Annotated in this window: 6 protein-coding genes and 1 pseudogene; 6 read left to right on the forward strand and 1 reads right to left on the reverse strand. The window is 72.8% G+C overall.

The features are described 5' to 3' along the window. Positions 1–41: 41 nt before the first annotated feature. Both AB852_RS15255 and AB852_RS15260 read left to right on the forward strand, forming a co-directional pair. Positions 42–6836 (forward strand): annotated as a pseudogene (locus AB852_RS15255) (thioester reductase domain-containing protein); the annotation flags it as partial. A gap of 173 nt (positions 6837–7009) precedes the next feature. Further along, positions 7010–8341: an FAD-dependent oxidoreductase gene (locus AB852_RS15260; protein ID WP_073788354.1), complete on the forward strand. Its 1332-nt coding sequence runs from the start codon at positions 7010–7012 to the stop codon at positions 8339–8341. A gap of 104 nt (positions 8342–8445) precedes the next feature. Here the strand turns inward: AB852_RS15260 and yidD are convergent, their stop codons facing one another. Beyond that, on the reverse strand, positions 8446–8811 hold the full coding sequence (yidD, locus tag AB852_RS41640) for a membrane protein insertion efficiency factor YidD (RefSeq protein ID WP_079184625.1): 366 nt from the start codon (positions 8809–8811) through the stop codon (positions 8446–8448). Positions 8812–9285: 474 nt separating this feature from the next. Between yidD and AB852_RS15270 the strand changes: the two genes are divergently transcribed. From AB852_RS15270 to AB852_RS15285, 4 genes are read left to right on the forward strand one after another with little or no spacing between them, the layout of a single operon-like run. Then, the gene (locus AB852_RS15270; protein ID WP_073788356.1) at positions 9286–9786 is read left to right on the forward strand and encodes a DUF2617 family protein; all 501 of its coding nucleotides are present in this window, start codon (positions 9286–9288) and stop codon (positions 9784–9786) included. After that, positions 9783–10187, forward strand: coding sequence for a DUF4247 domain-containing protein (locus tag AB852_RS15275; protein ID WP_073788360.1), 405 nt, complete (start codon positions 9783–9785; stop codon positions 10185–10187). Before AB852_RS15270 ends, AB852_RS15275 begins: the two co-directional genes overlap by 4 nt. Before the next feature lie 51 nt (positions 10188–10238). Next, complete coding sequence (locus AB852_RS15280; protein WP_073788363.1) at positions 10239–10676, forward strand: DUF350 domain-containing protein; 438 nt, start codon at positions 10239–10241, stop codon at positions 10674–10676. 8 nt (positions 10677–10684) lie between these two features. Beyond that, positions 10685–12280: a polyamine aminopropyltransferase gene (locus AB852_RS15285; protein ID WP_073788366.1), complete on the forward strand. Its 1596-nt coding sequence runs from the start codon at positions 10685–10687 to the stop codon at positions 12278–12280. The last annotated feature ends 34 nt before the right edge of the window (positions 12281–12314 follow it).

Consider the following 12314-nt stretch of genomic DNA (forward strand, 5'->3'; position numbering starts at 1 on the left):
GGAGACCCAAGGAGAGCGACCCCAAGGAGAGACGGACTCCCATGCCGAACGAAGAGAAGCTGGTCGAGTACCTCAAGTGGGTGACCGCCGATCTGCGGAAGTCCCGCCGGAGGGTCGCCGAACTGGAGGCGGAGCGGGCGGAGCCCGTCGCGATCGTCGGTATGGCCTGCCGTTTCCCCGGCGCGGCCGGTCCGGACGAGCTGTGGCGGCTCGCCCTGGACGGGGGCGACGCGATCTCCGGCTTCCCCACCGACCGGGGCTGGGATCTCGACGCCCTGTACGACCCCGATCCCACCGTTCCCGGCCGGATCTACATCCGGCACGGTGGATTCCTGGACACCGCGACCCGGTTCGACGCGGGCTTCTTCGGTATCCCGGCGCGTGAGGCGCTGGTGATGGATCCTCAGCAGCGGGTGCTGCTGGAGACCGCCTGGGAGGCTCTGGAGCACGCGGGCATCGATCCCGGGTCGCTCAAGGGGAGCAGCACCGGAGTCTTCGCCGGGCTGGTGGAGCAGAGCTATCTGGACCTGGAGTGCCCGGAGGAGTTCGAGGGCTACCAGGTCACGGGGAAGCTCAGTTCGATGGCGTCCGGCCGGATCTCGTATCTCCTGGGCCTGGAAGGGCCCTCTGTCTCCCTTGACACCGCCTGTTCGTCATCGCTGGTGGCGCTGCACCTCGCGGTGCGGTCGCTGAGGTCCGGGGAGTCGTCGCTGGCGCTCGCGGGGGCCTCGTACATCTGCGCCCACCCCAGCGGATATCTCGACGCGGCGCGGGCCCGCGCCCTCTCCCCCGACGGCCGTTGCAAACCCTTCTCGGCCGCCGCCGACGGCATCGGCTGGTCGGAGGGTGTGGGCCTGGTGGTGGTGGAGCGGCTTTCCGACGCCCGGCGGCTCGGCCACCAGGTCCTCGCGGTGGTACGCGGCAGCGCCGTCAACCAGGACGGCGCCTCCAACGGCCTCACCGCCCCCAACGGCCCCGCCCAGGAACGCGTCATCCGCCAGGCCCTGGCCAACGCCAACCTCACCCCCGCCGACATCGACGCCGTCGAAGCCCACGGCACCGGCACCCGACTCGGCGACCCCATCGAAGCCCAAGCCCTCCTCGCCACCTACGGACAAGACCGCGCCGACCGCCAACCCCTCTACATCGGCTCCCTCAAATCCAACATCGGCCATGCCCAGGCGGCGTCCGGGATCGGTGGGCTGATCAAGATGATCCAGGCGCTCCGGCACGGAGAGCTGGCCGGGCTGTTGCATCTGGACGAACCGACCCCCTATGTGGACTGGTCGGCGGGGCGGGTCGAACTGCTCGCCGGGAACCGGCCGTGGCCCGGGACGGGCGCGCCCCGGCGCGGCGCGGTGTCCGCCTTCGGCGCCAGCGGCACCAACGCCCATGTCGTCCTGGAGCAGGCGCCCCCGGAGGACGAACCGTCCGGCGGCGCGGCGGATCCACCGGCCGCGACCGTGCCGTGGCTGCTGTCCTCGAGATCCCGCGGCGCCCTGCGCGCCCAGGCCCGACGGCTGCGTGACTTCGCCGCCGGGGCCGTCGCCCCCGCCACCGGTGACATCGCGTTCTCCCTGGCCACCACCCGTACGGCCATGGAACACCGTGCGGTGGTCATCGGCGGGAGCCGTGCGGAACTGCTCGCCGGGCTCGACGCCCTCGCCGAGGACGACATGTCCGCCCGGGACGCGTCGGACGGTCCCGGTCCCGGTGGCGCACAGGTCGTCCAGGGAACGATCGTGGGCGACCCCGGGGAGCTGGGCGGCACCGTGTTCGTCTTCCCCGGCCAGGGCGGCCAGTGGCCCGGGATGGCGCGGGAGTTGCTGGACACCTCCGAGGTCTTCGCGAGCGCGATCGAGCGGTGCGGTGACGCGCTGAAGCCGTATGTCCACTGGACCCTGCGGGATGTGCTGCGCGGCGACGCGGCGGGCGCGGCTTCGCTGGAGCGGCTCGATGTGGTCCAGCCCGCGTTGTTCGCGGTCATGGTCTCCCTCGCGGAGCTGTGGCGCTCCTACGGAGTGGAACCGGCGGCCGTGGTCGGGCACTCCCAGGGCGAGGTGGCCGCGGCCTGTGTGGCGGGGGGCCTCACCCTGGAGGACGCGGCGCGGGTCGTCGCCCTGCGCAGCGCCATCGTTCCGAAGCTCCAGGGGAGCGGTGGCATGGGAGCGGTCGGTCTGCCGCGCGCGGAGGTGGAGGAGCGGCTTGCGCCGTGGGCGGACCGGCTCTGGGTGGCGGTCGAGAACGGGCCCGGGTCCGTACTGGTCGCCGGTGACCGGGCGGCGCTCGGGGAGTTCATCGCCCGGTGCGCCGCGGACGGGGCGCGGACCAAGCGCTTCCCCACCGACTTCGCCTCCCACTCGCCGCTGGTGGAGCCGGTCAGGGACGAGTTGCTGGCGGCGCTGGCGCCGATCCGGCCGCGAACGGGGACCGTGCCGTTCTTCTCGACCGTGACGGGCGACCGGGTGGACACCGCCCGGCTGGACGCCGCGTACTGGTACGGCAATCTCCGCGGCCGGGTGGAGTTCGCCCGGACCGCCCGTGCGCTGGCGGACCAGGGTCATGGGATCTTCGTGGAGATCGGCCCGCATCCGGTGCTGACCTCCTCGCTCCAGGAGAACCTGGGCGACGGCGCCCTCGTCACGGGCACCCTCCGACGGGACGAGGGCGGCATCCGCCGCTTCCTCCGTTCCTGGAGCGATCTTCTGGTGCGCGGCGGCCAGGTCGACCGGTCGCGGCCGTTCCAGGGCACCGGCGCGCGCCGGGTGGAACTGCCCTCCTACGCCTTCCAGCGGGAGCGGTACTGGTACGCGGCGGGCTCCGGGTCCTCCGACGCCGCCGGTCTGGGTCTGGGCGGCGTCGATCATCCCCTGCTGGGCGCGGCGGTGACCGTGGCCGGTACCGGACAGACGCTCCTCACCGGCAGGCTGTCGGCGCACCGCCACCCCTGGGCCGCCGGGTACATGGTCGGCGGAGCCGCCGTGCTGCCGTCGTCGGTCCTCGTGGAACTGGCGCTCCGGGCCGGGGACGAGGTCGGCTGCACCTCCGTGGACGAACTATCGGTGCTGGCTCCCTTGGTGGTGCCCGCCTCCGGCGGCGTCCAGCTCCAGGTCACCGTGGACGGACCGGACAGCGACGGGGTTCGTGCGCTCGCCGTGCACGCCCGCCCGGAGGAGGGCGAGGAGCCATGGACGGAGATCGCCCGCGCCCGCCTGGCCGTACGGGGCCGGGGTGAGGCGTTCTCGCTGGAGCCGTGGCCGCCGGACGGCGCGCGGTCGGTGGACCTGGCCGAGGCGGGCGCCGACGCGTGCATGGACCTGGCCGACGCCGATGCCGACGTGGGCCGTGACGTGGCCGACGCCGACGACTGCGAACGGGTCGGTCCGGCGGGCGGTGAGCGTGAGCCGGGTACGACGGCAACAGCGACGACAGCGGCAGTGGCGGCGTCAGCGGCCCCCGAACCGGAACCGGGAAGCACGCGGGGCGCGTCGGCGTCCCAGCGCGCCCCGCACTTCCCGTCGGTCACCGCCCTGTGGCGGGAGAACCCGGACGACGAGCGGGAGAACCCGGGCGACGGGCGGGACCGCCCGGCCGTCAAGGGAGACCGCCCGGGTGTCAACGGAGTCCCGTCCTTCTGCGCGGTCGTGGCCCTGCCCGAGAAGGCCGTGGGCGAAGCCGCCCGCTTCGGCCTGCACCCGGCGCTGCTCGACGCGGTCGTCCAAGCCGCGCTGCTCACCGGGACCGCTCCGGGCGGGCTCTCCCCTACCGCTGTCGGCTGGGGCGGGGTGCGGCTGTACGCCACCGGGGCGACGGAGCTGCGGGTACGGCTGTCGCGTTCCGGCGACGGAACCCTGTCCGCCCGGCTCGCCGACCGGGCGGGGCGGCCGGTCGCCGAGATCGGCTCCCTCACCCTGGGCCCGGCCGACGGGGCGGGCATGAGGCGGTCGGATGTGTGGCGGTCGGACGCCCGGCTCCGGGACTCCCTCTTCCACGAGCACTGGACCCCGATCGCCCTCACGCCGCCGCAGGAGCCCTGGCGCATCCGCGAGGTGGACCCCGAGAACGCGGGTCGGTTCCGGGCTGGGGGCATCGACGCGGCCGTCGTCCGGCTCACCTCCCCGGAGGAGACCGGCCCGGTGGCCGCCGCCCATGGGGCCGCCCGGCGGATGCTCGCCGTGGTCCGTGCCTGGCTGGCGGAGGACCGGTTCACCGGTACCCCGCTGATGGTGCTGACCCGGGGCGCGGTGGCGACCGTTCCCGGTGAGCCGGTGCCGGACCTGGGCGGTCGCGCCCTGTGGGGCCAGGTGCGCTCGGCGCAGTCGGAGCACCCCGGGCGGTTCGTCCTCGTGGACTGCGACACGGAGGAGCCCGCCCCCGCGCTGCTGGCGGCGGTCGCCGCCTCCGGCGAGACCCAGGTCGCCCTGCGGGCGGGCCGGGTGCTGCTGCCCAGGCTGCGCCGGGTGCCGCCGCCGGCCAGCCGCGGCACTGCGCCCGGGTCGGCCGTGGACGGCACCCCGTCCGGGTCCTGGGACGCCCGGGGCACGGTGCTGATCACCGGCGGTACCGGCACACTGGGCGCGCTCTTCGCCCGGCATCTCGTCACCGTGCACGGTGTCACCCGGCTGCTGCTCACCAGCCGCCGCGGACCGGGCGCGCCGGGCGTCGCCGCGCTCCGCGAGGAACTGGCGGCGCTGGGGGCCGAGGTGGACGTCGTCGCCTGTGACGCCACCGACCGCGACGCGCTGGCCCGGGTGCTGGCCGCGGTCCCGGCCGACCGTCCGCTGACGGGTGTGGTGCACGCGGCGGGCGCCCGGGACGACGGTCTGATCACCGGTGTGACCCCGGAACGGCTCCGGGAGGTGCTGCGGCCCAAGGTGGACGCGGCCTGGCATCTGCACGAACTCACCCGGGAGCTGGACCTCTCGGCGTTCGTCCTGTTCTCCTCCCTGGCGGGGACCGTCGGCGGCGCCGGACAGTCCTCCTACTCCGCCGCGAACACCTTTCTCGACGGTCTCGCCGCCCACCGGGCTGCCCTGGGCCTGCCCGCGACCTCCCTGGCCTGGGGGCTGTGGGCGGCCTCCGGGGCCACCGGTGAGCTGACCCGGGCGGATGTCGACCGCATCGCCCGCGCGGGCTATCCGCCGATCGCGTCGGAGCTCGGCCCGGCGCTGCTGGACCTGGCGCTGAGCCTGGACCGCCCCACCGCCGTGGCCGCGCCGCTGAACCACCGGGCGCTGCGGGAGCGTCCGGGTGAGCTGCCGGCGATCCTCGGCGACATCGTGCGGGTCCCGACCCGGCCCGCCGCCGTGAACGACGACGCGCTGGGCGGCTCCCTCGGCCTGGAGTTGAGCACGCTGTCCGAGGACGAGCGGCGCCGGCGCGTCCTGGACCTCGTACGGACGGAGGCGGGCACGGTACTCGGGCATCCCGACCCCGGGGCCATCCGTGACCAGCGTTCGTTCACCGAGCTGGGCTACGACTCGCTGAACGCGGTGGAACTCCGCAACCGTCTCGGGTTCCTGACCGGGCTGCGGCTTCCCACGACGCTGGTCTTCGACCATCCCACGGTGACCGCGCTGGCCGGATACCTCCTCACCGCGCTTCTGGCGGAGGGCGGCGCGGACGGTGCGCCGGTGGCCGACCCGGGGGTGGACTTCGCGGCGGAGACCGTGCTCGCCGACGACATCCGCCCGGCCGGTGAGGTCCACCGGGTCGCCACCGATCCCCGGACGGTGCTGCTCACCGGCGCCACCGGCTTCCTCGGGGCGTATCTGCTGCGCGATCTGATGCGGACCACCGGGGCCACCGTGCGCTGTCTGGTGCGCGCGGCCGACGGGACGGCGGGGCTGGAGCGGCTGCGGTCCAACCTGGAGTGGTACGGGCTGCTGGACCAGATCGATCCCGCCCGGCTCTCCGTGGTCGTAGGGGATCTCGCCCTGCCCGGACTCGGTCTTGCCCCCGGGCTCTTCGACGAACTGGCGCGCACGGTCGACTCGGTCTACCACGCGGGGGCCGCCGTCAACTGGGTCCAGCCCTACGCCACGGTCCGCGCCGCCAATGTGTCGGGCACCGAGGAGATCCTGCGGCTCGCCGCCCGGCACCGGACGGTACCCGTGCACCATGTCTCCACGCTGGGCGTCTACGCGGGACGGGAGAGCGACGGCAGCGCCATCAGGGTGTCGGACCCGGCCGGTCCTGGCGGGAGTCTGCCGACCGGCTACACCCAGAGCAAGTGGGTGGCCGAGCAACTGGTCGAACTGGCCCGGGGCCGTGGGCTGCCGGTCTCCGTCTACCGGGTGGACCTGATCTCCGGCGACCACGGGACCGGCGCCTGCCAGACCCATGACTTCGTCTGGCTGACGCTGAAGGGGATCCTCCAGGCCGGTACGGTCCCCGAGGACATCCCCGTGGTGTTCCGGCTGATGCCCGTGGACTACGCCAGTGCGGCGATCGCGCACATCTCGCGGCGGACCGGGACGGACTCCCGGACCTTCCATGTCTGCGGTCGCACCGGTCTGACGCTCGGCACGATGACCGAGGAACTCCGCTCCCACGGCTACGACTTGGAGCAGCGGGACCGGACGGCGTGGCGCGCCGAGGTGGCGGCGGACCCCGGCAACGCGCTGGTTCCGCTGCTGGACGCCTTCGACGTGATGGCGGCCGACCCGGCGGGCTTCTATCCGCCGGTGGACGACACCGAGACCGTCGCGGCGCTCGACGGCAGCGGGATCGAGCTGCCCGAGGCGAGTCGCGCGTCGTTCCGCAGACATGTCGCGTTCTTCGTCCGCAAGGGGTACTTCCCGCCGCCGGACCGCCCGCGAGGGGAGTCCCGTTGAGCCCTGGGGCGGCGGCCCGTCACCGTCGCGGCGGCACCTCGTTGTGCATGGTCGACGGCCGCCTGGTCAGGGGGTGATGGCGGGCCCGAGCGGTCCCGGCCCACGACGGGAAGACGATCACCGTACCCGCGCCGCCACGCGAGTCCACGACACTTGAGGAACTGAGGAGAGGCATGTCAGCAATCGGTGCCCACGCGGTAGTGCTGGGCGGCGGCATGAGCGGGCTGATGGCGGCCCATGTGCTCGCGGATCACTTCGAACGGGTGACCGTCGTCGAGCGTGACGGCCATGAGACCGCCGCGCCCCGGCGCGGCGTCCCCCAGGGATGGCATCCCCACGCGCTGGTGCTCAAGGCCGTCGACCTCCTGGACGAACTGCTCCCGGGGATGAAGGAGAGCTACGTCCAGGACGGCGGCGTCCCCGTCGGGATGATGAGCCAGCACCGCCTGTTCTACTTCGGCCATCAACTGCGGCAGTCCGAGGCGGGTTTGGACACCGTGTGGGCGAGCCGCCCCTTCCTGGAGAAGGGCATCCGCGAGCGGCTCCGGGCCCGGAGCGAGGTCACCCTGCGTCAGGGCTGCTTCGCAGTACGGCCCCTGGCGCCGACCCGGGGGCGGATCACCGGAGTCGTCGTCGAGAAGCCCGACGGCGGCGGCCCCGAGTCCCTGGCCGCTGATCTGGTGGTCGACGCGACCGGCCGTACCGGCAGGACCCGCACCTGGCTGTCGGACCTCGGCTATCCGCTGCCGCGTGAGGAGCGCGTCAAGGTGAACCTGGCGTACGCGAGCCGGATCCTGCGCTGCGGACCGGACGTGTTCGCCAACGACCGGGCCATCGCGGTCGGCCCCCGGCTGGACCGCCCGCGCGGGCTGTACTTCACGGTCCAGGAGGAGGGCCGGTGGACGCTGACGGTCTACGGGTACGGTGACTTCCGGCCCAGCGCCGACACCGACGAGTTCATGGCACAGGTACGGGAGTTGGCGCCCGACGACGTGTGGGCGGTCATCGAGGCGGCGGAGCCGCTGACCGAAGTGCGTGTCTTCCAGGTCCCGGAGACCTACCGGCGCCGCTACGACAAGCTTCCGCGCTTCCCCGAAGGGCTGCTGGTGACGGGTGACGCGCTCGCCGCCCTCAACCCCCTCTACGGCACCGGGATGATGTACTCGGCGGCGTACGCGCTCATCCTCGACCGCCGGTTGCGCGAGGGGATCGACGGACTCCCCCGCCGCTTCTTCAAGGACGCGGGCCGGGCGGTCGCCGGGTCCTGGCGGTTCTCCAGCCTCTCGGACTCCTTCCTCCCGGGCGTGGGCGGCTCGGGCCTCCCCGGCGCCGGGCTGGCCCTGTGGTACCTGCGCCGTCTGGTCGCCGCCGCCGAACACGACGCCGCCCTGGCAGCGGACTTCATCCGCGTCGCCAGCGCCCTCCGGAGCCCCGTCGCCCTGGCCCGTCCCGGGGTACTGCTGCGCACCCTCAGGCCCCGCACCACCCGGACCCGTCTGCCCTGACCACTCGGCGGCGCCGGTACCCGAACCGCGCCGGGAGCCGGGTTCCAGCGGACCTCGTGCCGTACCCCCGCACCTGGCTCGACTCCCCGCCAGGCCCGGTCCGTTCAGCCGTTCACGGGAGGCACGGGATCGTTGTGCCCCCGGCGGTGGGCCGCGGCCGGGTTGCAGCGCAGCAGCCGTCCGACGATCAGCCGGGTGCCGTGGAGGGCTCCGTGCCGGTGGAGGGCCTTGACGGCGTAGGTCGAACAGGAAGGGGTGTACGGGCAGCACGCGGGCCGGGTGGGGCTGACATGAGTGCGGTAGTGGCGTACCGCTCCGTACAGCGCGGCGGCCGCCCGTCCGGCCGGGCGGGGAGCCGCGGGGTCCGCGGGAGTCCTCCCGAGGGGCGCGGGCCGCCACAGGGCCAGGAAGAGCGCGTTGATCGCGGTGAGCGGGCAGGCGTGGAAGCAGTAGTACTGGCAGTCGTCCATCGCGCCGACACAGCAGCCGACCTCGCCGGCCTCCTTCCCTTTCCTCCCCTTCCGTCCTTTCCGCTTCTTCCGANNCTTCTTCCGATCCGGTCGCTCCCGGGCCACTTCCTCCCCCTCCGGTCATGCTTCACGGCATCGTACAAATGCCCGCGGTTCGTTCCTCCCGGTGGTCCCGGAGCCGGTCGGAGCCCCTGTCGCCGACCGGTGGGACGGCGCCCGACCGCCCCTGAGGAACCCCCGCCGCACCTGACGTACACAGTCGTGCGGACCCGCCCGTTCAGCACGCCGGGAAGGCCGCTCAAACCCGCTCGTCGGAAGGTGGCGGGAATTTGTAGCATACTCAGCGGAAATTTGGCACGACTGTGAGTACGGGGGCCCTGTGACGTTCGAGTATGCGGTGCTGAGGAACACGCGCGGGGAGGACCCCGCCGGAGGACGGGGACCGGCACCGGTGACATGGCGGGGGCGCGCCCTATGAGCGGCGGTTCCGGCATAGCCCTGGCGACCCCGTATCTGGACACCGACGCCGACCAGCTCGCCTTCTCCCTGGGGCAGCCGCCGCACGAGGCCCTCGCGGTGCGCGACCTCACGGTCGGCGGCGTCGAGGTGCAGCTCCGGCTGCTGGGCGCCTCCCATCAGGTCTTCGCCGGCCCGGTCCGGGAAACCGTGGCGTGCCTGCCCGGGACCCCGGGCGGCCTGCCCGACACGGTGCGGACGTCCGACGGTTGGCAGTACCGTTTCACCGCCCGGGTGCAGGACTTCACCCCGGAGGAGTTCAGCGACGAGGTGGCATGGGTCCGACGGATGTCGGACACCCACCCGCGGGCGCTGTACGGGATCTTCCCCGGGGCCCAGGAAGCCGTCACCGCGCTGGTCGTGGACCCGCTCGCCGACGGGCTGGCCTGGCGGACCTGGCACACCTATCCGCAGAGCCGCCGGATCGTGGCGACGCACACCCGAATGGAGGCCCGATGAAGACCGCACGACGCGTCAGCGCGACGCTCCTCGCCACGGTGGCGCTCGCCGCCTGCTCCGACAGCTCGGACGAGCAGGCCAACGCCGTCCCGTACCAGTGGATCAGCAGCCAGTACGCCCGCGTACCCGTCGGCCATGTGGACAAGAAGGACCGCCCGGGCTCGGTCGCCGACGAGATCTCCGGGCACACCTCGGCACGGGACCGGGGCCGCGACGGGAACACGGTGTACCTGCGCTACCGCGAGGACATCGTCTCCATCGCCCCCTACAAGCGGGGCAGCCGGATCGAGGTCGTGGACTACCGCACCGGCTATCAGCGCTGGTACGGGAAGCTGCCCTCGAAGTGGCCGCACCCGGACAGCAACGAATTCCGCGGCGGGGGCCCCGGCGCGGGCAAATAGCCCACCGCCGCCCGTCCGAGCACGTCAACGACCCCAGCGAAAGGCACCACCGTGGCAGAGATATTCGAGTCGGCGGGCATCGCCCTGCTCTACGGCCTCGTCGGCTTCGTCGTGATGGCCGTGGGCTTCGTCGCCCTCGACCTCGTCACCCCCGGCAAGCTGTTCCACGTGGTGTGGACCGAGCGCAACCGCGGGGCGGCGATCCTCCTCGCCGGGCAGACGGTGGCCATCGGCCTGGTGATCGAGCAGTCGATCCGCGCCAGCGAGTCCGAACTGGGCCTCGGCCAGGGGCTCGCCAGCACCCTGCTCTACGGGCTCGCGGGAGTCGTCGTGATGACGCTCATCTCGCTCGTCGTGGGGCTGATGACCCCGGGCCGGATGGGCGCCGTCGTCCTGGACGACAGCGGCGACCGTCCGCATCCCGCGGCCTGGGTCCAGGCGGCGATGTACCTGGGTACGGCCTTCATGGTCGGCGCGGCCGTCTCCTGACCGCCTCCGTGAGCACCGACACCGTCCCCCGCACCTCCGAACCCGCGTCCCGCGCGCAAGGGCCCCAGTCGCGGGCGGCACGGTTCCTGCTGCTGCTCGCCGTGTTCATCTGCGCCGCCTGCGGACTGACCTACGAACTGGCGCTGACCGCGCTCGGCAGCTACCTCATCGGCAACTCCGTGGTGCAGACCTCGGTGGTGCTGTCCGTCATGGTCTTCGCGATGGGCATCGGCTCGCTGGCCGCCAAACCGCTCCAGAAGCGGGCGGCCGGCGGCTTCGCCCTCATCGAGGGCACCCTCGCCCTGGTCGGCGGACTGTCGGTGCTCATCCTGTACGTCTCGTTCGCCTGGCTGCGCATCTACATGCCCGCCATGGTGGTGGTGTCCTTCGCGGTCGGACTCCTCATCGGCGCCGAGATCCCCCTGCTGATGACTCTTCTCCAGCGGATCAGACGGCAGGAGGCGGGCAGCGCCGTCGCCGATATGTTCGCCGTCGACTACATCGGCGCCCTGGTCGGCGGACTGGCCTTCCCGTTCCTGCTGCTGCCCGCCTTCGGGCAGCTCCAGGGCGCCCTGGTCGTGGGCGCCGTCAACGCCACCGCCGGTGTCGTCGTCGTACTGTGGATCTTCCGCCATGAGATGCGCCGTATCGTGCGGATCGGTCTGCTCGCGGGTATGACCGCCGTCCTCGGCATCCTCGGCACGGTGTACGTCCTGGCCGACGAGATCGAGGTCAGCGCCCGTCAGCAGCTCTACCGCGATCCGATCGTCCACGCCGAGACCACCCCGTACCAGGACATCGTGATCACCCGCTCCAGGGCGTTCACCGGGTCCCCGGACACCCGGCTGTTCCTCAACGGCGACCTCCAGTTCTCCTCCGTGGACGAGTACCGCTACCACGAGGCACTCGTCCACCCTGGTCTGTCGAAGAACCGCTCGTCCGTACTCATCCTGGGCGGCGGCGACGCGCTCGCCCTGCGCGAGGTACTGCGCTACGACGATGTCGAGGACGTGACCCTGGTCGACCTCGACCCCGCGATCACCCGGCTGGCACGCGACTTCTCCCCGCTCGCCGCACTCAACGACAAAGCCCTCGACGACCCGCGGGTCACCACCGTCCACGCCGACGCCTTCAACTGGCTGCGCGACGCGACACGGCGCTACGACGCGGTCCTCATCGACTTCCCCGACCCGGACACCGCGGCCCTCGCCAAGCTGTACAGCGTGGAGTTCTACCATCTCCTCGGCCGGGTCCTGAAGCCGGACAGCCAGGTGCTCGTCCAGGGCGGTTCGCCGTTCTTCGCCCCCAAGACGTACTGGTCGATCGCCGAGACCATGGCCGAGGCCGGATACACCACCACGCCGTTCCAGGTCGATGTGCCCAGCTTCGGCAACTGGGGCTTCCTCCTCGCCACCGCCGGAACCGGCACCCCGCCACCGCTGCGCCTCGCGGGCGACGCCCCGCCGCTGAGGTTCCTCGACGGCTCCGTCCTCAGGGCGTCCACCGTCTTCCCGGTCGACCGCCGCCGCCAGGACGTACGGGCCAGCACCCTGATGGACCCCGCGGTCCTGGAGTACACCCGCCACGAGTGGCGGAACTACTAGCCCGGTGCGTTCCAGCCAGTCCCTTCGAGCCGGG

This window comes from Streptomyces uncialis (assembly GCF_001905345.1).
Lineage (GTDB): Bacteria > Actinomycetota > Actinomycetes > Streptomycetales > Streptomycetaceae > Streptomyces > Streptomyces uncialis.